Source organism: Microbacterium sp. NPDC087591 (assembly GCF_044743625.1).
Lineage (GTDB): Bacteria > Actinomycetota > Actinomycetes > Actinomycetales > Microbacteriaceae > Microbacterium.
In genome coordinates, this window is sequence record NZ_JBIUWU010000001.1 from 2,106,678 (window position 1) to 2,132,727 (window position 26,050).

General features: G+C 69.1%; 12 protein-coding genes. 10 read left to right on the forward strand and 2 right to left on the reverse strand.

The features are described 5' to 3' along the window. Positions 1 to 636: 636 nt before the first annotated feature. Positions 637 to 3,750 carry a carbohydrate binding domain-containing protein gene (locus tag ACIOVG_RS10015; protein WP_400872334.1) on the forward strand — a complete coding sequence of 1,038 codons (3,114 nt, stop codon included), beginning with the start codon at positions 637 to 639 and terminating at the stop codon, positions 3,748 to 3,750. A gap of 461 nt (positions 3,751 to 4,211) precedes the next feature. Here the strand turns inward: ACIOVG_RS10015 and ACIOVG_RS10020 are convergent, their stop codons facing one another. Further along, positions 4,212 to 7,115: an immunoglobulin-like domain-containing protein gene (locus ACIOVG_RS10020; RefSeq protein WP_400872337.1), complete on the reverse strand. Its 2,904-nt coding sequence runs from the start codon at positions 7,113 to 7,115 to the stop codon at positions 4,212 to 4,214. 14 nt (positions 7,116 to 7,129) lie between these two features. Then, complete coding sequence (locus tag ACIOVG_RS10025) at positions 7,130 to 10,093, reverse strand: immunoglobulin-like domain-containing protein (protein WP_400872340.1); 2,964 nt, start codon at positions 10,091 to 10,093, stop codon at positions 7,130 to 7,132. Between the two features lie 355 nt (positions 10,094 to 10,448). On the opposite strand from ACIOVG_RS10025, the gene ACIOVG_RS10030 reads away from it, so the two are divergent. The 9 genes from ACIOVG_RS10030 (at position 10,449) to ACIOVG_RS10070 (ending at position 26,017) form a co-directional block, all read left to right on the forward strand. Further along, on the forward strand, positions 10,449 to 11,075 hold the full coding sequence (locus ACIOVG_RS10030; RefSeq protein WP_400872343.1) for a hypothetical protein: 627 nt from the start codon (positions 10,449 to 10,451) through the stop codon (positions 11,073 to 11,075). Positions 11,076 to 11,096: 21 nt separating this feature from the next. After that, positions 11,097 to 12,176, forward strand: a complete 1,080-nt coding sequence (locus ACIOVG_RS10035) for a hypothetical protein (RefSeq protein ID WP_400872346.1) — start codon at positions 11,097 to 11,099, stop codon at positions 12,174 to 12,176. After that, complete coding sequence (locus ACIOVG_RS10040; protein ID WP_400872349.1) at positions 12,173 to 12,403, forward strand: LPXTG cell wall anchor domain-containing protein; 231 nt, start codon at positions 12,173 to 12,175, stop codon at positions 12,401 to 12,403. The genes ACIOVG_RS10035 and ACIOVG_RS10040 overlap by 4 nt, the downstream gene beginning before the upstream one ends. Before the next feature lie 113 nt (positions 12,404 to 12,516). Beyond that, positions 12,517 to 13,542 (forward strand): LacI family DNA-binding transcriptional regulator, encoded by a 1,026-nt coding sequence (locus tag ACIOVG_RS10045; protein ID WP_400872352.1) that lies wholly within the window; start codon positions 12,517 to 12,519, stop codon positions 13,540 to 13,542. Positions 13,543 to 14,055: 513 nt separating this feature from the next. Further along, positions 14,056 to 17,628: an RICIN domain-containing protein gene (locus tag ACIOVG_RS10050; protein ID WP_400872355.1), complete on the forward strand. Its 3,573-nt coding sequence runs from the start codon at positions 14,056 to 14,058 to the stop codon at positions 17,626 to 17,628. A 154-nt stretch (positions 17,629 to 17,782) separates the two neighbouring features. Continuing rightward, positions 17,783 to 22,147: a family 43 glycosylhydrolase gene (locus tag ACIOVG_RS10055; protein ID WP_400872358.1), complete on the forward strand. Its 4,365-nt coding sequence runs from the start codon at positions 17,783 to 17,785 to the stop codon at positions 22,145 to 22,147. A 126-nt stretch (positions 22,148 to 22,273) separates the two neighbouring features. Continuing rightward, positions 22,274 to 23,293 carry a LacI family DNA-binding transcriptional regulator gene (locus ACIOVG_RS10060; RefSeq protein ID WP_400872361.1) on the forward strand — a complete coding sequence of 340 codons (1,020 nt, stop codon included), beginning with the start codon at positions 22,274 to 22,276 and terminating at the stop codon, positions 23,291 to 23,293. Then, positions 23,290 to 24,834, forward strand: coding sequence for a sugar ABC transporter ATP-binding protein (locus ACIOVG_RS10065; RefSeq protein ID WP_400872364.1), 1,545 nt, complete (start codon positions 23,290 to 23,292; stop codon positions 24,832 to 24,834). Before ACIOVG_RS10060 ends, ACIOVG_RS10065 begins: the two co-directional genes overlap by 4 nt. A gap of 181 nt (positions 24,835 to 25,015) precedes the next feature. Then, a complete protein-coding gene (locus ACIOVG_RS10070) occupies positions 25,016 to 26,017 on the forward strand; it encodes a substrate-binding domain-containing protein (RefSeq protein WP_400872367.1) in 1,002 nt (333 codons plus the stop codon). Positions 26,018 to 26,050: the final 33 nt, after the last annotated feature.

The following is a 26,050-nucleotide window of genomic DNA, read 5'->3' on the forward strand; positions in this document are numbered from 1 at the left end:
CGCGCCTGATGCGGCAGTTCGCGCCGACTCTTTCCGCGCAGGGGGCGCAGATGGTCGCTTTCGAAGCGCGGATGCGGCCATTCGTGACGCATCCGGCGGCGCGGCGCACGCGGCGAGTCGCACTTCGGCGAGCTGTGTGGGGAACAGGTCTTGTGTTCATGAATCTGTTACCGGTAACATGCGGGTAGCAGTGATGTGGTGCGGCTCGACAAGGTCCGCCGCGCTCGCGCTGCTCGACGTTCCGGTATCTCAAGGAGGAGAGTGCATGAGCAGCATCGCCGGTATCCGACTCTGTCGACACGGTCACCGTGCCGCACGCCGTCGTCCGGCGCGCGAACCCGGGCAAGGGCAGCCTCGGCAGCCGCGCTGAGAGCGGTTGCCGCCAGCAGCCCCGCCGCCGCTCGACGCGACATGACTGAGCGGTCGCGGCGTTCTGCGCCGAACCCCATCTACCCCACAAGGGGACCGAAGTCCGCCCTGCGGCGATCCGCCGCGGCGCGAGCCCTCGGTCGCATCCCCACCCTCGCCTGAGGTCAGCACCCTCGACGGCCTTCTCCTTGAGGAGGCCGTGATCGGTGCGCGCCCGCGCGCCCTCACGCGAATCGATCCGCAAATCGATCCACAAGGAGAACACCAGTGAAACCACAGCCCAGATCCACCGATCGGCACCGCAGCCGATCCGTATCGCGCCCCGCAGCGCTGCTGGGAGTCGCGGCTCTCATCGCGTCGTCGGTGACCGCCGTCGGCGCGCCGGTCGCGGCCTTCGCCGCTCCGTCCGACCTCATCCAGAACGGCACCTTCGAGAGCGGGCTGTCGGGCTGGACCGCACCGCTGGGCGGCACGCTCACCGAGAGCACGGATGCGCGCACCGGTGCCAAGGCGCTCGCGATCAGCGATCGTTCCAGCTTCCAGTCCGGCCCCGCCGCCACGGTGACCGGGCTGCTGAAGACCGATCAGTCCTACGACCTGTCGCTCTCGCTGAAGTTCGATGCCGGCCGCGCCACGCAGAACTTCAACGTGGTGCTGTGCACCTCGACGCGCAGCCGCTGCGACGTCGTGGCATCGACGACGGCGACGGCGGGCGCATGGTCCACGGTCGAGAAGACCTTCACGCCGCTGTCGGCCGACTACGACATCATGTTCGTCGAGACGCCCTGGAACACCGACATCCAGTCGTTCGTGATCGACGACGTCTCGCTGACCACGGACGACGGAGCCCCTGCGGTCACCGAGCCGCCGGCGGTACCGGGCAACCTCCTGCCGGACGGTCGCTTCGTCTCCGGATTCACGGGATGGACGAACACCCGCGGCGGCACGCTGGCGCTCAGCGATGACGCGGCGAGCGGCGCCCACTCCCTGAAGGTCACGGGCCGTGAGAACACGCAGTCCGGTCCGTTCGCGAATGTCGCGGACAAGATCGAGCTGGGTGCGTCCTACCGCCTCACCGGCAAGCTCAAGTACGACGAGGGCAACGCCACGCAGCAGTTCAACTTCACCTTCTGCCCCACGAACTTCAACGGGTGCGCCGACTACGGGCACACGTTCACGAAGGGCGAATGGGGGACGTTCTCGCAGGAGTTCACCGCCGAAGCCAAGCACGTCGCCGCAGGGTGGCTGTTCGTCGAGACCCCGTGGGGTTCCGACGCCCTGCAGGACTTCTCTGTCGATGAGCTGTCGCTCGTGAAGATCGCGGACGCTCCCGAGGGGCCGGAGTTCACCAGCCTCGAGAAGGTGCAGACCAAGCCGGTGGGCGATCACAACCCGCTCGTCGGCCACAAGTTCGGCGCCGACCCGCACCACCTCGTCTACAACGGTCGCCTCTACATCTACTCGACCGATGACACCCAGCAGTACGACCTGAACAGCAAGGACGAGAACGGCCTGCCGACGCAGTCGAACGGCTACGGCGGCATCACCCGCCTCAACGTGATGTCCACGACCGACATGGTCAACTGGGTCGACCACGGCTCGGTGCCGATCGCCCGCGAAGGCGGCGCCGCTCCCTGGGCGCGCAACTCCTGGGCTCCGGCCGCGATCGAGAAGGACGGCAAGGTCTACCTCTACTTCTGCGACAGCGGAACCGGCACGGCGGTCGTCGTCGGCGGCTCGCCGCTGGGCCCGTGGGAGGACCCGCTGGGCAAGAAGATCATCCCCGACACGGTGTCGCGCGACTACATCGCCGAAGGCGGCTTCCCCGCCGGCATGTGGCTCTTCGACCCCGAGGTCTTCATCGACGACGACGGCCAGGGCTACCTGTACTTCGGCGGCAACTCGCAGATCGGCACCTCGCCGAACGTGCAGGGACCGCAGAACCCGAAGTCCACGCGCGTCGTGAAGCTCAAGGACGACATGGTCACCCTCGACGGCGACCCGGTCGAGATCGACGCCCCCGGCATGTTCGAAGCCTCGAGCATGTTCAAGCGCGACGGCAAGTACTACTACTCGTACTCGTCGAACTTCCAGGTGAACGAGGCGCCGGGGCTGTACCCGTCGCGCGGTGCGATCGCGTACATGATGACCGATGACCCGATGAAGCTCGGCTCCTCGGAGTACGCGGGTGTGGCGTTCCAGAACCAGGGCACGTTCTTCGGAGCGGGCAACGGCGGCAACAACCACTCCGACATGTTCACCTACAAGGGCGAGACGTACTTCACGTACCACGCGCAGACGCGCGGGGCGGCGTGGGCGGCGGCGCTCGGAACCCCGGGCTCGACGCAGGGCTACCGCTCGGTGCACATCGACAAGCTCGAGTTCAACGAGGACGGCACCATCAAGCCGATCGTCGGGACCAAGGCCGGTGTCGCCCAGGTCGAGAGCTTCGACCCGTACCGCACCTTCGAGGCGGAGACCCTGGCCTGGCAGCTCGGCATCACCACGACCAAGACGGATGCCGCCTCGGTCGAGTTCCCGGAGCACAACGGTTCGGGCAACATGGTGCTCTCCGGCGTCGATGACGGGGACTTCTCCGGCATCTCCGGTGTCGACTTCGGTTCCGGCGCGCAGAAGGTGTCGGCGAAGGTGAAGCCGCTGGTCGAAGGAAGCAGCATCCAGGTGCGTCTGGATGACGTCGACGGCCCCGTCGTGGCGGAGATCCCCGTCGACGGCACGGTCGGAGAGTGGACCACGGTCGAGGCCGAGGTCACCGGCGCCACCGGAGAGCACGACGTGTTCTTCGTGTTCGCCGGTGCCGAGGGAACGGATGCCGAGACCGACCTGTTCGAGGTCGACAACTGGGCGTTCACCGCGATCGATGACGAGGGTCCCGGAGAGCAGCTCAGCGCTCAGCTCTCCGTCTCGACGGTCGCCGCGGGGGGCAAGGTCACCGTGACCGCCACCGGCGTGACGGCCGACGAGGTCGAGATCGGCATCGAGAGCACCTACCGTGCGCTCGCGACCGCGACCACCGCGGACGGCCGGATCGAGGCGACCGTCACGGTCCCCGCCGACACGACGGCGGGTGCACACCACATCGTGCTGCGTGACGGTGAGACGGAGCTCGCGCGGCTGCCGCTCACGGTGACCAGGACGAGCACCGATGGTGGCACCGATGGCGGTACCGACGGCGGTACCGACGGTCCCTCCACCGGGGGCGGAACGGGCGGAACCGACGGTTCCCTCGCCAACACCGGAGGCGATGCGAGTGCGTCGCTGACGGCGGCGTGGCTCGGTGCCCTGCTGTTGGCGCTCGGATCCGGGTTCTGGATCCTGCGTCGCCGAGGCCGCTCGGTCCTGGAGACCGAGACGGAGTGAGGTGAGGTCACCGCCCTCCCTGCGGTGACCGCCTCTCCCACAGCCCGCCCCTTCCTGCTGCCCCCACAGCAGGGAGGGGCGGGCTTTCGTGTGCGCCCCGGTCAGCGACGGCATACGATCGCAGGCTCCCCGTGGGGCGAGTGGGCACCCCAGGGTGGGCATTCCAGTGGGCATCCCTGCGTGGGCATCCCTGCGTGGGCAACCCTGCGTGGGAAACCCAGCGTGGGCACCCTCAGCGTGGCGCTGGATCCGCCGCCCCCTCGCCCCGGAGTGGTCGCATCTCGTCGCCTCGCGGCGCGTGAAGCGTCCATTCGCGACCGCTCGGCCCGGGAAGAGGGCGCAGATGGTCGCTGTCCTGGCGCGGATGCGTCAACATGCGACGACTCCCGCCGCGATACGAGAGTGGAGACGAGGTCTCACTGACGTATCGCGACGGGAGTCGTCGCGGGGTGGGGAGGGAATCAGCAGGTCTTGGCGGCGAACGCTCCCGTGACCGTCGAGCCCGAGACCGTCGCCTGTACCTCGCCCGCGGCCACCGCAGCGGCACGCGTGCTGAAGCTCACCGTCTTGGTCTGGCCCCCGGCGAGGTCGACCACCTGCGTGCCGTACGCGGACGACACCGTGACGCGTGCGGCATCCGTGCCGGCATTGGACACCTTCACCGTGAGCACGACCTTGCCCGCCACGCAGCGTGTCGACAGATCGAGTCCGATGCCGGGGGTGACGGTGACCGTCGCCGTGACCGGCATCCGCGAGGCGTCCTGGGCGACACCGCGCACGGTGAACGTGCCGGCGGTCGCGTAGTCGGCAGGGTCGACTCCCTCCCAGGCGACGTCGACCGTCGCGGTGTCACCGTTCGCCGTCGTCAGCGTCGCCTTCGGCAGCACGGGGGCGGTACCGGCGCGGGTGGATGCGGCGATCGGGGCGACGTCGGCCACCGCGATCTCGGGCGCGAAGCCCTCGAGCACCGTCTGGTACTCGGCGCGCGTCACCGGGATCACCGTGCCGTGCCGGGGCTTGCCGCCGTCGCTGTTCTGCGGCAGGTTCGCGCGCAGGGTCGAGCCGAGTGCCTGCCACGACGAGCCGTCCGTGATGTCGTCGGATCCGAACGGGATGTAGTGGTTCGGCCCTCCGTGATACGACGGCTGATCGATGAACAGGTACCACGAGAGGCCGTTCACGTCGCCGGGGTTCGCCGCGAAGATGTTCGGTCCCTCGCCGCTGGAGTATGTGCCTCCCGGTTCGCCGTTCGGGAGGCCGGTCGCGATCCGCTCCTTCACGAGGGTCCACTCGTCGGCGCTGCCGCTGGTGCCGGGCAGTGCACCGCTGATCGTGGCGAGCAGGTCGGTCGACTTCTCCTCGCGGATCGTCATCGACGCCTCGTCCTTGGTGAAGCGGTAGTACACGCCGTCTTCCTCGGCGACGGTCGAGTCGATCAGGCCGAGGCCCGTCCCCCGCCGCACGTCCGACCAGATCTGCGGCTCCGAGAACGTCACGAAGTCATCGGTGGTGGCGTACATCATGCGGTTGTAGGTGACGGCGGTGCGGGTGGAGGCATCCGTCGTCGGGTAGAGGTTCGACGCCCAGAAGACGACGTAGCGCTGGATCTCCTCGTCCCAGTACGCCTCCGGCGCCCAGGTGTTGCCCGCGTACGCCGACGACACCTTCACGTGGCGCTGCGCGGACCAGTTCACGAGGTCGGTGGATTCCCACACCTCGATGTACTGCGATCCCGAGATCTGCGCGGTCGTGAAGCCGCCGGCCAAGCCGTCGATCTTCAGGTCGGTCGCGAGCATGTAGAACTTGTCGCCCTCGTGCGAGCGGATGATGAACGGATCGCGCAGACCCTGCGTGCCCTGCGTCGAGGTGAAGATCGGCTCGCCGCCGTTCAGCGTGTTCCAGCGCAGCGCGTCGTCGCCCTTCGAGGCGGCCAGGCTCACGCGCTCTGCTCCTGCACCCTCGCCCGTGAAGAAGGCCCAGACGTAGGCCTCCGGGTCGGCGTCGCCCGCCGGCTGCGGGCGCACGGTCAGCGCGAACGTGCGCGTCGCCGTGGCGTCGCCGACGGATGCCGTGACCGAGAGCGTCGCGGATGCCGGCGCCGAGTCGGCGGAAGGGCGGGTGATCGACACGGTCGCCGACCCGTCGCGCACGCCGTCGCGGAGAGCGGCGGACGCGGCTCCGCTCGTGACGCTCCAGCTCATGGCCGATCCGTTGGCGCCGGTCGTCGGCACCGAGAACGATGCCCTGAGGTCATCGGCATCGGCCACCGTGACGGCAGCCAGATCGGCGTCGACCTTCGCCTGGTCGGAGAGCTCAGCGGGCACCGTGACCGCGAACGTCCGGGTGGTCAGCGCCCCGCCGACCGTGAAGGTCGCGGTGAGGGTGGCCACGGCATCCGCCGACCCCGGAGCGGGGCGCTGCACGGCGGCGGCGCCTCCGGTGATCTGCACGGCGGGGCTGTCGGAGGCCCACGAGATCGCGACGCCGCTGGTGGTGGTCGGCAGAGTGAACGCCGTCGTCGCGGTCGACGGCACGGTGACCGAGGCCACGGCCCGCTCGAGCGCCTGATCCGTGAAGAGCTGCTGCACCTGCGTGGAGCTGAGCGCGCTCTCGTAGACGGCGAAGTCGTCGACATCGCCCGCCCAGCCGGCGTCGTTGTAGGTCGAGCGGCCGAGGTAGCCGACCAGGGACGAGCCGAATGACGACACGTCGCGCCCGATCGCGACCGACGAGATCTGCGCACCGTTGACGTACGTCGTCAGGGTGCCGGCGGTGCCGTCGATCACGGTCGTGTACAACGACATCCCGGCGGGTGTGCGTGCCCCCGTCGTCGCGGCGTTCGTCGCGCCGGCACCGACCTCGGTGCCCCACGGGGCGCCCGCATTCGTGCCGTTCGTCACCACCGACTTCACGTAGCCGCTCGGGTTGGCCGGGTTGAGCAGCCAATAGCCGCTCGAATAGCTCGCACCCGACGCGACAGGAGCGCCGATGAACGCCGCCGCCGTGTTGGCCGGCCCCGTCCGTCCGCTCAACCAGGTCGAGACCGTCAGCGTCTTCTTGCCGATCAGACCCGCGGTCGGGACCTCGAGGTAGCCCGCGCTCGACGCGCTGCCTCCGGGCAGCGAGAGCTGCCCGTTCTCGACCTTCGCGCCGTTCTGCCGGATCGTGGCGTCGTAGCCGTTGCCGGTGGCGTCAGCGACCGTCGCGCCGGAGGCCGCGTCGAAGGTGTAGTGGATGAGGGGCGTCGGCCCCTCGGCGGCGACCGAGGCCGTGTGCGTCGACACGGCTCCGATCGCCACCACGGTCGCGGCGGCGGCGGCCACGGCCGTCGCCTTCCGGATGCTCCTGGTGAACAGATTCGTCATGGTGGCTTCTCCGATCAGTTGCAGGTGCCGGCGGCGATCGGGGCGGATCCCGTGAAGGTCTGCCCCTCTGGACCGGTCGCCTTCACCGTGATCGTCCCGGCCGGGACGGCCGCCAGACGGGTGGTGAACGATGTCGAGGCGGATGCCCCTGCGGCCAGAGACAGCGTCTTCGCGCCGTAGGGGGTCGTGACCGTCACGGATGCGGCCACCGCCGCCGTGTTGTGCACGGTGACCACGACCTGTGCCTTGCCGAGCACGCAGCGCAGGCTCGACGTGGTGGTGACGGTCAGCGTGCTGACGGGGACCTCGGCCGAGGCGGAGGTGGTGACCAGGCCGTCGCGGTACCCGTCGTAGGTCGCGGTGACGGCGGTGACCTCGGTGGGGATGTCGACCGCGGCCCTGCCGCCCGCGAGGGGGACCGTCGCGCTCCAGTCGCCACCGGTGAAGGTGACGGTACCGGCCACGTCGCCGTCGTCGGCCGCGGTGACGGTCGCCGTGGCGCGGCCGCCGTCGACCTGCAGCGCGGTGGTCGAGGAGACCGCCTCGATCGAGGTCCAGTCGTGCATCGCGGTGAGCACGGTCTGGGGGACGCTGACGAAGGCACCGTGACGCGGGCTCGCCGGGAGCCCGCCCGCCGGACGGACGTTCCAGGACGAGCGCTGCGAGAGGCGGTCGGACTGACGGCTCGACGCGATCTCCGCACCCGTGGTGAGGAAGGCCCGGTAGCCGCCCGCGCTGTAGTTGTCGACGAGGAAGACGTAGCCGTCGCCCGAGGTGTTGTTCGGGTCGCCCTCGTTGAGCTTGATGATCTCGGGGCCCTCGCCCGCCTGACCGGTCTCGAGCGTGGTCATCCGGGTGTCGGTGAGCTGCCAGGTCGACGTCGGATCGGCGTTCCAGTTCGACGAGGTCGTCGGTGCGGTCAGCACGGTCGAGCGCTCGAGGAAGATGTCCTTGCCGGCCTCGAGGGTGCCGGCGGCTCCGGACTCCTCGTTCTTGGTGAAGCGGTAGTAGTAGTCGCCGATCTTGGTGACGGTCGAGTCGATGCGCGCGTAGCCGGTGTCCTGCCAGCTGGTGGGCGGGTAGGTGAACGTCTTGAAGTCGCGGGTGGTGACGTAGAACATGCGGGCGTACAGGTTGTCGCTGTTGCTGTGGCTCGCGTCGGAGTACATCCGCGAGGCGAAGAACACCACGTACGACTCCAGGTCGTCGTCCCAGTACGCTTCGGGCGCCCAGGTCATGCCCGCCTCGGGCTGGTTGATCGTGATGCCGGTGTCCTCTCCGTTGGTGCGCGTCCAGGAGACCATGTCGGTCGACTCCCAGACCTCGACCTTCAGGCTGCCCTGGGACTGGGCGGGTCCCCAGCCGGTGCCGCAGCTGATGCAGAGGTCGGTGGCGATCATGTAGTACTTGTCGCCGTCGTGCGAGCGCAGGATGTACGGGTCGCGCAGACCGGTGGTGTCGGCGGTCGACGTGATCACCGCCTTGCCGTCGTTCACGGGGGAGAAGGTGAAGAAGTCGTTGCCGCTGGTCGCGGCCTGGTAGATCTTCTCGTCGCCGTCCGACTTGAAGTAGGCGCTGGCGTACCCGGCATCCGGGGCGGTGCGGGCGTGCTCGGCGACCGTCACCGTGAACTCGCGCGACAGGGTCGTGCCGTTCAGCGTGGCGCTGGCGGTGAGGGTGACGTCGCGGTCGCCCGTGCCGTACGCCGGGCGCTCCACGATGCCGCCACCGCGGTAGGGGTCGGCCGCGCCGACGGAGGGGGCGACGTAGGCGGCATCCGTGGCGGTGACCAGGTCTTCATCCGACGAGGACCAGGTGATGGTCGAGCCGTCGACAGCGCCCTTCGTCACCAGTGCGAGGTTCTCGGTGGTGCGCTCGGCGAGGTCGATCGCGTCGAGATCGGCCGATGCGGATGCCGCGGCCACGGTCACCGTGAAGGTGATCGGCGATCCGGATGCCGGCGTCGCCGTGATCGTGACCGTGGTGTCGGTGGAGATCGCCCGTGAGACCACCCCGGTGTTCGAGATCACCGAGGTGTCGGACGACGACCAGGTGAGGGCCACGCCGTTCGATGATGCGGGGAAGGTGAGGTTGCTGCGCACCGCGTCGAGGGTGGCGTTGGCTCCCGTGATCACGGGCAGCAGGTCACCGCGGAGCAGCGCCTGGGTGGTCGCGGACTTCTCCGACGAGGTCGGCATGCTCGCCGTCACCTGGTCGGCGGTCAGCGAGGTGTCCCAGAAGCGCACGTCGGTGACGTCGGCGGCGAGCAGCGCGTCTCCCGTGTAGAGCGAGCGCCCCAGGTAGCCGAGGGTGCCGGTCGTGGGAACGATCGAGCTGAGGGTGGAGGAGTGGGTGGTCGTCGAGATCACCTGGCCGTCGCGGTACAGCGTGAGGGTGTTTCCGCTGCCGACCATCGTGAGCGTCGTGAAGCCGGGGTTGAGACCGCCGCCGGCGGGCAGACGTGTCTCGCCGTTGCTGGTGGGGATCTTGACCCGGATGCCGGAGAGCACCTGGTTGCTGTAGCCACCCTCGCCGGAGCGCGGGTTCACGAAGATGTGGTTGCCGAGCGCGGTGGTGTTCCACGCGCCGACGCCGTTGCCGATCACCCAGCCGAACTGATTCGCCGCGGTCTGGGTCGCGACGGTGTACTCGACCGTGAAGTCGTTGTCGGCACTCGTGACGAGGCCCTGGGGGAGCGCGGCGTAGCCGTCCTTCTTGAAGCGCAGCACGTCGTCGCCGCCTGCATCGACGAAGGAGGCGTCCGTGAAGCCGGTGAGCGTCGCGTCGCGACCGTTGCCGGAGACGTCGAGCAGTGTGGTGCCCGAGTGCGACATGTCGTAGTGCGCGGTGGGCGTCGGCACCTCGGCGGCGAAGGCCGCCGAGGGAGCGAACGCGCACAGCGACGCGGCGAGGGTTCCGACGATACCTGCGGCCATCAGCCGCCTGCGTGGGGGTGGGGAGGGGCGGGACGCGCTCATGGCGGGATCTCCTGTCGTCGTTGACTGAATGCCCCGCTGACGCGGTCATCCGGGGGTGCCCTTCGGGTGGGCTCCCCGGAATGTTAGCGGACACATCCCCGGAAATACAGGGGTTCGCGGAAAACCGGGAGTGAAGGCCTCCCGGTCGCCCGTCGACACTTGACGCGCCGGGGGCGGAACCGTAGGGTATCGATGTTCCCGCTAACAATCTGGGGACGGCTGCACTCCACTGGGGGAGTGCGCCGGGCAAGGGCGCCCACGCAGTTCCTGCCCGATGCCTGAAGCGAACCCGACAGCCACAGGCTGATCATCGATTCGGCGCGGTACCCGCCGGCCGAGGAACTGGAGAGACCACATGAGCAAGAAGAGCATGGCCGCGCGCTGCGCAGCCGGAGTCGTCGGCGGGCTGATGCTTGCCGGCGTGGGCGTCGCGGCTTTCGCCGACCCCAGCGAGAACGGATCCGGTGACGTCGATGTCACGGTCGACATCGCCTCCACCGAGACCGGCGCGCTGAGCCTCACGGTCGCGGGAACCGAGACCTCGCTCACGGAGACCGGGTCGACCGCGTCGTTCCGTCAGTTCACCGGCGCCCTGCCGAACGTCACGGTGACGGACACCCGCGAGGATGTCGACGCCGGGGTGTTCTGGTACGTCACCGGACAGGCGAGCGACTTCGTCGGTGATGCCGGCCAGGCGAGCATCACCCCCGACCACCTCGGCTGGACGCCGAGCATCGTGACGGCCAACGACGGCGAGGTCGCCGAGGGCGACACGGTCGGCACCTCGATCGACGGCGGCGCGAACGGCGTCGGCCTGGTCGGGCAGGAGCTGCTCGCGCTCGCCCTCGATTCGGCTGAGGCGCAGGCGACCTCCGGACAGTGGACCGCGACCGCGAACCTCGTTCTGAAGACCCCGGTCACCGTCGCTCCCGGCTCGTACACCTCGACGCTCACGCTGTCGCTGTTCGAAGACTCGTACTGAGCTTCCTCTTCCGCCGGAGACATGATGATCACCCACCCCCGCACTCGGATCGCGTCGAGCGCCGCAGCTCTGCTCGCGGTGCTCGGAGGCCTTGCGCTCCCCTCGGCGGCGATCGCCGCTGAGGCGCAGGGCGACGCGGTCTCGTGGTCGGTGTCTCCGGCGGACGCCACGGGCGAAGACGGTCGTGTCGCGATCGAGCACGAGCTGGACCCCGGCGAGAGCGTCGAGGAGCGCGTCGTCGTGCGCAACCTCGGAGCCGGCGACGTCGTCTTCGCGCTGTCCGCTGCGGACGGCTTCTACACGGAGGCCGGCAGGTTCGACATGCTCGCCTCCGACCAGGAATCGACGGATGCCGGCACCTGGATCGCCATCCCGGACGCGGTCGAGATCCCGGCCGGCGGCTCGGCCGTCGTCCCGTTCACGATCACCGTGCCGGAGAACGCGGAGCCAGGAGACCACGCGGCCGGAGTCGCCGCATCCGTCATCTCGGTCAAGACCGACGCCTCGGGGGCGACCGGTGTCGGCGTCGAGAGTCGCGTCGGGGTCAAGGTCATCACCCGCGTGGCCGGTGAGATCGCACCGGCCTTCACAGTCGGCGACGTGCAGAGCGACTTCCGGGTCGATCCGAACCCGTTCGAGGCGGGAGAGCTCACGGTCACCTTCGACGTGGAGAACACCGGGAACGCGCGGATGGATGCCGCCGGCACCCTGGACATCGCCGGACAGCAGGTCGCCTTCCCCGCCGAGGGGCAGCGCCCGCAGGTGCTGCTCCCCGGCGAGACGCGCTCGTTCACGCTCACGCTGACGGGGGTCTGGCCGCTCTTCCTCCTCTCGGGCGATCTGGCGGTCGCCCCGGTCGCCGCATCGCTCGACGGAGAGGCGCTCACCGTGGCGCCCTCGACGATGCCGGTCACGGTGTGGGCGATGCCGTGGCCGCAGCTGCTCGTCGTCGGCGGGGTCGTGTTGCTCGTCTGCGCGCTGCTCTGGAACCGCATCCGCTCCCGCCGCCGCGTCGAGACCCTGATCTCGCAGGCCGTCGAGCGCGGCCGTGAAGAGGCACTGGCCCTTCCGGACAACGGACGAGAGAAGGTCGCCGGATGACGTTCCCTCTCGCGCTCGTCGACGACACGGATGCCGATGTCGCAGGCGTCAGCGGCGGCGTTCAGATCCACGTCGAGATCCTGCCGCTCAGCACTCCGCCGCCCATCGACGGCCTCGCCGGTACCGGTGCGGATCTGCCGATGCTGTTGATCGCGGCCGGTGTCGCACTGCTCGTCGTCGGCGCTGTCCTCCTCGCGCGACGGGTTCGGAGGCGATCCGCGGGCTGACCTCTTCTTCTCGGCCTGCGGGCCCGACCGGACACCTTCGCGAATGGCATCCGGCGAACGCGCCCCTCGCGCACTATCGTTGTACCGTTCGGTCATCGTGCGAGGGGGGTTCCATGACCACCGATTCCGCATCCGGCGGCGCGTCACGCAAGCCGAGCATCTACGACGTCGCCGATCGTGCGGGCGTCTCGCACATGACGGTGTCGCGCGTGCTCAACGGCCACCCGAACATCCGCGCCTCCACCAGGGACAGGGTGATGAGGGCGATAGACGAGATGCACTTCACGCGCAGCTCGATCGCCCGCGCCCTCGCGACCAACCGGGCGATGCGGATCGGCGTGATCGTCGACAATCCGGGCTTCTACGGACCGAGCAGCGTGCTGCGGGCGATCGAGGTCGCCGCCAGGCAGAACGGCTACGCCGTGAGCAGCTTCTCGGTGGGCGATGCCGACGGTCGCCGAGTCGACGCCGGCGTCGTCGAGCTGGTCACGCAGGGCGTCGACGCCCTGTGCGTGATCGCACCGCGCGCCTCTTCGCTCGACCTGCTGCGTCAGCAGGCGATCGCGGTGCCCACCCTGGTCGTCAAGGAGGAGTCCGACGGGCAGATGCATACGGCATCCGTCGACCAGAGGGCCGGGGCGACGGCGGCGGTGCGTCATCTGATCGACCTCGGACATCGCACGATCCTGCATATCGCTGGACCGCCCGACTGGTTCGATGCGAAGGCTCGCACCGAGGCCTGGCAGGCGGTGCTCGAGGCGGAGGGGCTGCCGGTCGTGCCGCCGCTCATCGGCGACTGGTCCTCGGACTCCGGCTACGCCTTCGGCCGCGAGCTCGAGCTCGGGGACGCGACGGCGGTCTTCGTCGCCAACGACCAGATGGCGCTCGGTCTCATGCACGGGCTCGCGGAGCGCGGCATCCGCGTGCCGGAGGACGTGAGCGTCGTCGGGTTCGACGATGTGCCGGACGCGCGGCATTACCAGCCCCCGCTCACGACGGTCCGGCAGCACTTCGCGCTGCTGGGCGAGGTCGTGATCGGCGAACTGCTGGCCGCGATCGAGGGCGAGCAGACCGAGACGCGCGAGCTGATCCAGCCCGAGCTCCGCGTCCGCGCCTCGACCGCCGCTCCTCGGGCCTGAGGGCTGGGCGCGCCCCTCGTATCGCGCCTCTCGCACGTCGCGCTCACACGTCGCGATGGTCGCTTCGGATGGGTGGATGCGGCGCTTTGCGACCTGTCCTGCGGCCTGTCCTGCGGCGCAGGCGTCGCAACTGGTCGCTTCGGGCGGGTGGATGCGGCGCTTTGCGACCTGTCCTGAGATGGAGGCGTCGCAACTGGTCGCTTCGGGCAGGCAGGCAGGTGGATGCGACGGTGGGTGCCATGTCCCGAGAGGCGAGGCGTCGCAACTGGTCGCTTCGGATGGGTGGATGCGGCGCTTTGCGACCTGACCTGCGGCGCAGAGGTCGCAGTTGGTCGCTTCGGGCGGGTGGATGCGGCACTTTGCGACCTGTCATGCGGGGCGGGGCGGGGCGGCGCGGGGGCCTGGCGTGCGACCGTGGGCGTGTCGGAACGGGACTGTTGACGTCGACACACGGCATCCCTATGCTCATTGTTACCGCTCACTGTTGACGTCAACACACTCTGAGGACAGACGATGAAGTCGAAGAGAACCATTTCCGCGCTCGGGATCGGCGTCATCGCCGCCGGCATGCTCGTCACAGGGAGTCCCGCGGCCGTCGCCGCCGCCGTCCCGCTGACGATCACGCCCAACCCGGCATACGCCTCCGAGCCGTTCGAAGGGTGGGGGACCAGCCTCGTCTGGTTCGCCAATGCCACGGGCGGCTATCCGGATGACGTCCGCCAGGACCTCCTCGACAAGGTGTTCGGCGAGGACGGACTCAACCTCAACATCGCCCGCTACAACATCGGCGGGGGCAACGCGACCGACGTGCCGGGGTACTTGCGTCCGGGCGGGGCGGTCGACGGCTGGTGGAACCCCGATCTGGCCAGCTCGACCTACGCCGACCGTGCGGACTACCGCGCGGCCTGGGATGGCGATGACCCGGCGAGCTACGACTTCGATGCGGATGCCACGCAGCGCTGGTGGATCGACGCGCTCAAGGACAAGATCACGCACTGGGAGGCGTTCAGCAACTCTCCGCCCTACTTCCTCACCCAGAGCGGCTATGTGTCTGGCGGCATCGGCAACGGGAACACCGAGCAACTGGCCCCGGCCGACATGGAGGCGTTCGCGGACTACCTCGTCACCGTGGTCGAACGCATCGAGCAGGAGCACGGGATCGACTTCGAGAGCCTCGACCCGTTCAACGAGCCCAACACGAACTACTGGTCCACGACACTGGGCGGCAACGGCTGGCCCACTTCGGCGAGCCGTCAGGAGGGCGCGCACATCGGACCCGCGGCACAGGACCAGATGATCAAGGTCCTCGCCGCGCGGCTGGCGGAGGAGGGCACCACCACCGACGTCCCCATCTCCGCGATGGATGAGACCAACCCGGGCATCTTCGCGACCAACTGGAACGCGTGGAGCGACGAGGCCAAGGACGAGGTCGCGCAGCTCAACGTGCACACCTACGGCACCTCGGGCCGACTCGTGGTGCGCGACATCGCGAAGAGCGCGGACAAGCCGCTCTGGATGAGCGAGGTCGAAGGTGACTGGGACGGCACCGGGTACAACCTCACCAATATCGAGAACGGTCTCGGCATGGCCGGCCGGATCGTCGACGACCTGCGCGAGCTCGAGCCGAGCGCCTGGGTCTTCTGGCAGCCGGTCGAGGACACATACAACATGGAGAAGGTCGAAGACAAGAACTGGGGTTCCGTGTTCGTGGACTTCGACTGCAACGCCGACGGCGACTCCGAGCGACGCATCGCCGACGGCGAGGCGGACCCGAGCTGCCAGGTGCAGACCAACGCGAAGTACAACACCGTGCGCAACTTCACGCACTACATCCACCCCGGTGACGCGCTGATCCCGACCGACAACACGCAGACCACCGCCGCAGTGGATGCCGACGGCGACGGTCTCACGCTCGTGCATGTGAACTCCGAGCCCACCGAGCGTCGGATCACGATCGACCTCTCGCGCTTCGGCACGATCGGCGCCGGTGCGACGGTGACCCCGATCGTGACCACGCAGTCGACGGCCGAGAACCCCGAGAGCAACGCACTCGTGCAGGGCGACGCGGTGGCTGTCGATGCCGCGAACCGCACCGCGACGATCACGGTGCCAGCGAAGTCGGTCACCACGCTTCTGGTCACGGACGTCTCGGGCGCCGCAGACTCCGCCACCGCGCTGCGCGACGGGCACAGCTACCAGCTGTTCGGCGTGCAGAGCGGCAAGGCTCTGGCTGCGAACGGCGCGGCTGCGGTCATCCGCACGTCCGCCACCACCTCGTCCGCCGCCTCCGCCCAGACCTGGACCGTGCAGAGCCTCGCCGGCGAGGGCACCGATCGCCATCGTTTCGCCCTGCGTGCGGGCGACGGGCGCTATCTCGCCGAGTCCGGTGGCGCGGTCACCGTGGTCAGCGCGAGCGCCGAGGATGCGGCATCCGACCCTGCGCTGCAGTGGATCTCGTCGACCACCGACGGCAAGACCTTCTCGATTCTCAGCGTCTCGAGCGAGCGGGTGCTCGACGTCAACGGCCAGAGCAGCGCCGATGGCGCGAGCGTAGGGCTGTGGACGTCGAACGACGGCTCGAATCAGCGGTGGACCCTGGCCGACACCGAGATGCTCTCGGTGAAGGATGTCGCGACGGGCACCGCGACCGGCATCGCCCCCACGCTGCCCGCCACCGTCACGCTGGTGTACCGCGGCGGCATCGAGCGCACCGCTGCGGTCTCGTGGGCGACCACGGGCGTCGACTGGTCCTCGCCGGGCACCCGCACCGTCGCCGGCTCCGGTACCGACCTGTTCGGCGCGTCCTTCCAGGCGACCGCGACGATCGAGGTCGGCAGCGTCGGCTTCACCGAGCCCGTGTCCGTCACGACCTACGCCGGCGCGCCGCTCGCCACCGTGCAGGCGTCCGCGCCGAGTGCGGTGCCCGCGGTGGTCGGCGCCACCGATCAGCGGATCGACCGGGCGGTCACCTGGAACTGGGGCGGAATCTCCGCCACGTCGTTCGCGAGCCCCGGGGTGGTCACGGTGCCAGGAACCGCGCAGGCGCCCGGCGGCACCGCTCTGACCGCGACGCTGTCGGTGATCGTCACCGAGCCGACCGCGGCGAACGTGGCACCGGCGAGCACGGCATCGGCGACGTTCACCGAGAGCTCCAGCTACAGCGTCGACCGCACCAAGAACGGTGTGACGACCGACAAGGGCTGGTCGAACTGGCGCTCCGGCACCAAGAACGCGCAGGACACGCTGACCTACGCGCTCGCCGCGAGCTCGACCATGCAGAACGCGAAGATCTTCTTCTACAAGGACGGCTCGTCGAACACGTGGCCTCAGTCGCTGTCGGTCGAGTACCGCCTGGGGACCGAGGCGTGGACGTCGCTCGGGTCGGTCGACGTGCCCGTGCCCGCTGACGGCTCGGCGCCGGTCGTCGAGGTGCCGATGAAGGGCGTGCAGGCGGATACGGTGCGCGTCGTGATGAATGCACGCTCCGCGACGCACCTGGTCGTGTCCGAGGTCGAGCTCGCCGCTTCGGCACCAGGGGTCTCGGCCGTCGCCGCGCTCGCCGCGGTGTCGCTCGACGGCACGCCGCTGGCCGGGTTCTCGTCCGAGACCACCGAGTACGAGGTGCCGTGGGCGGCGGGAGAGCGCCCCGTCGTGCGTGCCGTCGCCGTCGACCGTGCGGCGTCGGTGCAGGTCTCGCAGCCGGATGCCGACGGCGAGGCGGCGATCGTCGTCACGGCGCCGTCGGGGGCGACGCGCAGCTACACGCTCACCTTCGTGGAGGCGGCGGAGCCATCGCTCAGCGCCACCGTCGCGAGCACCGTGCGCTGCGTCGCCGGCAAGGCGCAGCTGGTGCTCTCGGTCACCAACACAGGTGACGTCGCCACCGACATCACCGTGACGACGCCGTACGGCACGAAGTCGCTCGTCGGGGTGGAGCCGGGTGCCCGCCCGGCCGCGATCGCGCAGGCCACCAGGCTCGTGTCGTTCCCCGCGGGCAGCGTGCAGGTGGACCTGGCCGCGGATGTCGCAGGCACCCGTCTCACCGAGCGCGTCCAGGTGGCGTACCTGCCCGGTTCCTGCGGCTGATCGTCGGAACGGGAAGGCCCTGCGGACGCTGTCCGTGGGGCCTTCCCGCGTCTCGAAGGTGGGCGGAGAAAAGCATCGACGCCGAGAAATGTTTCCGCTAACATTCTCGTGAAGTCGCGCTGAGGCGACTCGCACACACACCGAGGACTCATCGATGACGCTGTCTCCCGCCCCCCTCGCCCCCTCTCGCGTACGCCGCACCGGTGCGCGCAGTTCCCTCGTCGCTGGGCTCGCCCTGAGCGCCGCCGTCGCCTCCTCGCTCGCGGCGGTGGCCCCGGCATCCGCGGCGGAAGACGAGCATCTGCAGCTCCGGTACGCCTTCGACGAGACATCCGGCACGACGGCGCACGACAGCTCAGGACACGACCGCAACGGTGTCATCGCGGGTGGGGCGGCACTCACCGGCGGCGAGGGCATCTCCCTGGACGGCGTCGATGATCACGTGGCACTGCCGGCGAACGCACTCGCCGGGCTCACCTCGATCACGGTCAGCACCGAGGTGCTCGTCGCTCCTGCTCAGAAGACCGCGTACATGATCTGGGCGATGGGCAACACCGACGGCGCGGGTGTCGGCAACGGCTATCTCTTCGCGACCGGTGACGCCTACCGGGCCGCGATCGCCGCAGGGAACTGGTCGACCGAGCAGGGCGTGAACAGCACGGCGAACCTCGCCCGCGGTGTGTGGAAGACGCTCACCTACACGCTCGACGACGCCACCGACACGAGTCGGCTCTATCTCGACGGGGTGCAGGTCGCCCAGAACACCGGCGTCACGACCACACCCGCCCAGATCGGCTCCGGCGTCACCGCAGCCAACTACATCGGGCGCTCGGTGTACTCCGCCGACAAGTACCTGCTCGGCAACGTGCGCGACTTCCGCATCTACGACGTCGCGCTGTCGTCCGACGAGGTCGCCGCCCTGGTCGCCGACGACGCCGTGCGGGTGCAGCGCGACCGCGCCGCGCTGAGCATCGGCGACACCGATGCTGTCACCACCGACCTCGAGCTGCCCGCTGCCGGCGTGAACGGCGCGGCCGTCACCTGGTCGTCGAGCGACGCGGACGTCGTCTCGGATGCGGGTATCGTCACGCGCCCCGCTGCCGGCCAGGCTGATGCGGCGGTGACGCTCACGGCGACCCTGAGCCGCGGCGGATCCTCGACCACGAAGGAGTTCGTCGTCACGGTGCGGGCGCAGCCGGGAGCGGATGCCAGGGCGCAGGCCGACCTCGATGCGATCGTGATCCCCGGCGCCGCCGACATCCGCGGCAACATCACCCTGCCGACCGATGGCTCGCTGAACGGCTCGGCTGTCACCTGGAGCGCCTCGCCCGCAGGCATCATCACGACGGAGGTGCAGAACGGCAAGGCCGCAGGCGTGGTCACCCGCGGTGCCGCCGACCAGCAGGTCGTGCTGACCGCGACGGTCGCGGGAACCGCTGCGACCCGAAGCATCCCGGTGACGGTGACCGCCGCGCCGGAGGGTCTCGACACCGACTACACCGCCGGGTACCTCTGGACGCACTTCGCGACCGAGGGCGGATACGAGAAGATCTTCCTCGGGTACAGCCAGGACGGCCTCCAGTGGTCGAAGCTCAACGACGACGCCGCGGTTCTCGCGAACCTGGCCGGTGACCTGGGCGTGCGCGACCCGCACCTGGTCCGCGCCCCCGAGGGCGACAAGTACTGGATCATCGGCACCGACCTGCACGCGGAGGGCGGCGGCGCCGGCGGCTCCGGCTGGGACCAGCTCAACGCCAGCCAGAACATCGTGGTCTGGGAGTCGACCGACCTCGTGAACTGGAGCGACCAGCGCATCGTCTTCGCCGGGTTCGACCAGGCGGGATGCGTGTGGGCGCCGGAGGCGACCTACAACGAGGCGACCGGTGAGTACTACGTGTACTGGTCGGCGCGCGATCGCAGTGAGAACGGCACCGACGACTGGGCGCTGCGCGTCTACCTGACCAAGACGCGCGACTTCGTCACGTTCTCGGAGCCCGAGGTCTGGCTCTCGCTCAACGAGCAGGGCGACGCTGCCGGTGGCACGAACATCATCGACACCACCATCGCCGAGGAGGATGGCATCTTCTATCGGTTCTCGACCTCCGACTGGCAGACCGTGGTCGACACGGCCACGAGCCTCGACGGCCCGTGGACCCGCGTGATCGATCGCGGCGAGGCCGCGGAGCATGGGCTCAAGGCCTCGATGGAAGGGCTGACCGTCTACCAGCTGCCTGACGGGCGCTGGGCGGTGATGGGCGACGAGAACGGCTACTACGCACACGTCGCCGACTCGCTCGCGAGCCTCGAGTTCACCCAGCTCGCCGTCGGTACTGGTGCCGACCAGTACTCCTTCGACAAGGCGTTCCGGCACGGATCGGTGCTCCGGCTCTCGGAGCAGGAGCAGGAGCGGCTGCTGGCCGCCTACGGCGACGACCCGGTCGAGCCGGAGGAGCCGTCGGAGGAGGCGATCGCCGAGTACACGTTCGATGACGGCACGCTCCGGGACTCGGCGGGGGCGGCGGATCTGACCGCATCCGGCACCGCGGCCGTGGTCACGGATGCGGAGCGGGGCAAGGTGCTCCGTGTCGACGGATCGAGCAACGGCTTCGCGTCGTTCCCGCAGGGCTTCTTCGACGGCCGCAGCACCATGACGGTGTCGATGGATGTGAAGAGCGAGAAGTCGAGCGGCAACTTCTTCACCTTCACGTTCGGCAAGGACTCGAACGCGTACTACTTCCTCCGGGTGCGGGGCGCCGACGTGCGCAGCGCCATCACGAAGGCGTCGTACCAGAACGAGTCGGCGGTGACCGGTTCGGTCTCCTCTGGGCAATGGCACCACTACGACCTCGTCTTCGACGGAACGCGGATGACGGTGTACGTCGACGGCGTGCGGCTCGGCGAGAACGCCGCGCTGAACACCACGGTCGACGGTCTCGGCAGGAACCTCCTCGGCTACCTCGGCAAGTCGATGTACGGGGCCGACGGCTACTTCCAGGGATCCTTCGACGATGTGAAGATCTACAACCGGGCGCTCACCGCATCCGAGATCCTCACGCAGGCGGGGGCATTCGACCAGCTCACCGGCATCTCGCTCGCGGATGCGTCGGCGCTGAAGCTCGACCCGATCGCCGACGGCGCCGACCGCACCGCGGTGCTGCCGCTGGTCAAGGGCACGGATGTCATGGCTCTCGCTCCGACGTTCTCCGCGGCCGACGGTGTCACGGTCTCCCCGGCGTCCGGTACCGTCGTCGACCTGTCCTCGCCGGTCGAGTACACGCTCACGGCACCGGACGGCTCGGAGGCGATCTGGACGCTCACCGCCCAGATCGTGAACTCGCCCGTGCTCGACGGGCTGTACGCCGATCCCAACATCGCCGTCTTCGGCGACACCTACTACATCTACGCGACGACCGACGGATATGCGGGGTGGGGTGGCAAGGACTTCTATGTCTGGTCATCCAAGGACCTCGTGGACTGGACCCGTTCGGAGGAGCCCTTCCTGACCCTCGACGGAGCGAACGGCACCGTCCCGTGGGCGACGGGGAACGCCTGGGCGCCGACCATCATCGAGCGCGGAGGCAAGTACTACTTCTACTTCTCCGGACACAACCCCACCTACGACCGCAAGACCATCGGCGTGGCGGTCGCCGACAGTCCGGTCGGTCCCTTCGTCGCACAGCCGACGGCGATGATCGTCAACAACGAGTCCGTCACGTCGGGCCAGGCGATCGACCCGGCGGCGTTCCACGACCCGGTCACCGGCAAGTACTACCTCTCGTGGGGCAACGGCAGCCCGGTCATCGCCGAGCTGAACGACGACATGGTCTCGATCAAGGCGGGCAGCTACCAGCGGATCACCGGCCTGACCGACTTCCGCGAGGGCGTCTTCCTCAACTACCGCAAGGGTCTGTACCACCTGACGTACTCGATCGATGACACCGGATCGGAGAACTATCGCGTCGGCTACGCGACGGCTACGAGCATCAACGGGCCGTGGACGTATCGCGGTGTGATCCTGCAGAAGGACCCCTCTCTGGGGATCCTGGCCACCGGGCACAGCTCGATCATCAACGTGCCGGGCACCGATGACTGGTACATCGCCTATCACCGCTTCGCGATGCCGGGCGGAGACGGACAGCACCGCGAGACGACCATCGACCGGGTGACGATCGGCGCCGACGGTCTCTTCCAGACCGTACAGCCCACGCTCACGGGGGTCGCGGCGCAGACCGTCGGTGCGCGGCTCGACGTCACCGCCACGGCTGCCACCCGCTGCGTCGCGGGCAAGCTCACGCTCGTGGTCACGGTCGCGAACGGCTCGGATCGCGCGGTCACCGCGTCGATCAGTGGCGCGTACGGGAGCAAGGACGTCCCGATCGCGGCCGGCAAGTCGACGTCGGCGACGTTCGCCACGCGGCTCGCGGCGATTCCGGCGGGTGCGGTGACCATCGCCGCGACCGCGGAGGGAGCCGTGGATGCCTCCGTGACGGCGACGGTCGCTGCCGCGTCCTGCCGCTGAGCGACCGTACCCGACGACCGGGCCCCGCCGACCTGCGCGGCGGGGCCCGGCGCGTCTCGAGACCCGATTGCACGGTCGAGGCTGTTCTCGGTAACATCTCTGCAGGCGGGACCGACGGAGGTGCTCATGGCCAGCCTCGGCTCCGACAAGCCCGGCATCCGCCACGTGGCAGATCTCGCCGGCGTCTCGCACATGACCGTGTCGCGCGTGCTGAACGGTCATCCGAACATCAAGCCGGACACGCGTCGGCGCGTGCTCGAGGCGATCGAGGAGCTCGACTACCGCCCGAACATGGTGGCCAGAGCGCTCGCCACCCAGCGCACGCACCGCATCGGCGTCATCATCGAGAGCGCCGTCTCGTTCGGGCCGACCAGCATCCTCCGCGCCGTCGAGATGGCCGCGCGCACCTCGGGGTACTCGGTCAGCGCGGTCGCCCTGCATGAGGGCGACACCCTGACGCCGCAGGACGCGGTCGACAACCTCACCACCCAGGGCGTGGACGCGCTGTGCGTGATCGCTCCCCGGTCGTCATCCGTCGCCGCGCTCCGGCGGATCTCGCTGAACGTGCCCATGCTCGTGGTCAAGGCGGACGCCGACCCCACCTTCCTCACGGTCTCGATCGACCAGCACGCCGGCACCTCGCTCGTGGTCGATCATCTCGTCGCCCTCGGCCATCGAGACATCCTCCACATCGCCGGTCCGCTCGACTGGCTCGACGCCAGGGCTCGCGAACGGGCGTTCCACACCAGGGCGAAGTCGTGGGGCATCCGCGAACGCCCGATCGTGGTGGGCGACTGGACCGCCGACTTCGCCTACGACTTCGCGAAGGGGCTCACCCGGCTGCCCGACTACACCGCGGTGTTCGTCGCGAACGACGACATGGCGATCGGCCTCATCCACGGACTGCACGACCGAGGGTTCGAGGTGCCGAAGGACCTGAGCGTCGTCGGCTTCGACGACGTGCCGCTCGCCCGTCACTTCCTGCCGCCCCTGACCACCGTGAGACAGGACTTCGCCGCCCTCGGCGCCGCCGTGGTCGAGATGCTCCGCGCGGCTCTCGAGGAGCGCGAGCTGCCGAAGCTGACCCGTATCCCGACCGAACTCGTCGCACGCGGTTCCAGTGCCGCTCCCCGGCCGGTGCGATGATGGCACCGCGCACGCACACCCCGATCGTCGAACTCAGCGGCATCCGCGTGGAGTTCTCCGATGTCGTCGCGCTCGACGACATCGACTTCCGCCTGTTCCCCGGTGAGGTGCACGCGCTGATGGGCGAGAACGGCGCCGGCAAGTCGACGCTGATCGGCGTGCTCACCGGCACCCACACTCCGGTCGCCGGAACCGTCGTGGTCGCGGGGGAGGAGCGGCGGTTCTCCGGCGTCGCCGATGCGAGGGCCGCGGGCATCGCGACGGTGTTCCAGGAGACCCAGCTCGGGCCCACCCTGAGCGTGGCGGAGAACGTCATGCTCGGACGAGAGCGGCGCGGGCGCTTCGGCATCGACTGGAAGCGCACCAGGGCGGATGCCGCGGACGCGCTGGCCCGGCTCGGCCTGGACGACATGGATCCGCGGACGCCGATGGCGATGCTGTCGCCCGCTCAGAAGCAGCTGGTCGCGCTCGCCCGCTCGATCGTCGATGACCCGCGCATCCTCGTGCTCGACGAGCCGACGTCGAGCCTGGACCGGGCCGAGGTCGATCTGCTGATGCGGGTGATCAGGGGGCTCCGCGACCGCGGGGTCGCGATCCTGTTCGTCTCGCACTTCCTCGAGCAGGCCTTCGCGATCAGCGACCGGATGACGGTGCTGCGCGGTGGGCGTCGGATCGCCGAGACCCCGACCCGCGAGCTCGAGCGCGCCGATCTCATCTCGCAGATGCTGGGCAAGGATCTCGAGGCGCTGCGGGCGCTCGGTTCCGAGCGCAAGGCCCATCACTATGCGGCAGACGGAGAGCCGGCGCTGCGGGCGACGGGCGTCGGGCGCCGCGGTGAGCTCGATCCGACCGACATCGACGTGTACCGAGGAGAGATCGTCGGGCTCGCCGGTCTCCGCGGGTCCGGCCGCACGGAGCTCGCCTCCCTGCTGGGCGGGTCGATCCGTGCCGACAGCGGTCAGCTCAGGATCGACGGCGAACGGGTGCAGCTGCGGAGTCCGTCGGCCGCGCTGAAGAGCCGCATCGCGATGTCGGTCGAGAACAGGAGAGCGGACGGCATCATCGCCGACCTCAGCGCGCGCGAGAACATCGTGCTGTCGCTGCAGGCGCTGCGCGGATGGACGAGGCCGCTGTCGCCGTCGGAGATCGCCGCACTGGCCGACACCTACGTCGAGACTCTGCACCTGGACCCTGCGGATCTCGGGAGACCGGCCGGCCACCTCTCGGGCGGCACACAGCAGAAGCTACTGTTGGCGCGCGCCCTGGCGACCAGGCCGCACGTGCTGATCCTGGACGAGCCCACCCGTGGCATCGACATCGCCGCGAAGCTCGACATCCAGCGACGGGTCAGCCAGCTCGCCGGAGACGGCGTCGGCGTGGTGTTCATCTCCTCTGAGCTCGAAGAGGTCGTGCGACTGAGCGACCGGATCGTCGTGCTCAAGGACCGCGACAAGATCGGCGAGCTCAGCAACGGTCCCGCGGTGACGGTCGACAGTGTCGTGGAGCTGATCGCCGCGGAACTGGATCCGCTGGACGACTGAGGTGTGTCCGGTAACAACGAATTGATCACGAACCGCCCCCGAAACTTCAGAAGTGCTTGTGTTCCGAAAATTGTTCCCGGTAACATGATCCACGCGACGTCCCCCAGGCGTCCTGTCATCACACCCGGACCGGCACGGTCCACCCCCGGGAAACGACCCGGAATCTCGAGGAGGAGATCAAATGTCTGCAATGAAGCGCACTCGTACAGTTCTGGGACTTGCCGCCGTCGGCGCGCTCGCGCTCGGTCTGGCCGCATGCTCGACCGGAGATACCGGTGACGCCGGTGATTCGGGCGACTCGGGCGAGCTCACCACGGTCGGCTTCGTCGCCGTCGGCCCCGAGGGTGCATGGCGCCAGGCGAACGAGAGCAACATCCAGGACACGTTCACGGAGGAGGCCGGCTACAACCTGAAGTACGCGCCCGCCACCAACCTCGACCAGAAGTCGCAGATCGACGCGTTCACGTCGTTCGTCGACGAGGATGTCGACGTGATCCTCCTGTCCGCCACCGAGGCCAGCGGCTGGGAGGACTCCCTCAAGCTCGCCCAGGAGGCCGAGATCCCGGTGATCCTGCTCGACCGCGGCATCGAGCCCGACGACACGAGCCTGTACGTCACCCGCATCGCCCCCGACAACATCGAGGTCGCCAAGGAGGTCGGAACCTGGGCCGCTGCCGAGTTCCCCGACGGAGGCAACTACGTCGTCCTCGAGGGCCCTGCCGGTGTCGGCGTCGTGAACGAGCGCAACCAGGGCTTCGACGAGGGCCTCGGCGACTCGTCGCTGAACAAGGTCGACGCGCAGACGGCGAACTGGTCGGCGGAAGAGGGCAAGAGCGTCTTCGAGACCATGCTCAAGGCCAACAACAACGACATCCAGTTCGTCTTCGCCCAGAACGACGAGATGGGTCTCGGCGCCGCCCAGGCCGCAGAGGAAGCCGGTCTCGTCATCGGCACCGATGTGAAGATCGCCACGATCGACGGCACCAAGAACGCCATGCAGGCGCTCGCCGACGGTCAGCTCAGCTACGTGCACGAGTACAACCCGCTGTTCGGTGAGACCGCACTCGAGGTCGTCGAGAAGGCTCTCGCCGGCGACTCGGTCGAGTCCTACATCATCGTTCCGAGCGAGGCGTTCGACTCGGCGGAGGCGGCCAAGGCCGTACTGGCGGACCGCAAGTACTGAGCACCACCCCGTGATCCCGGGGGCGGCGCCGAC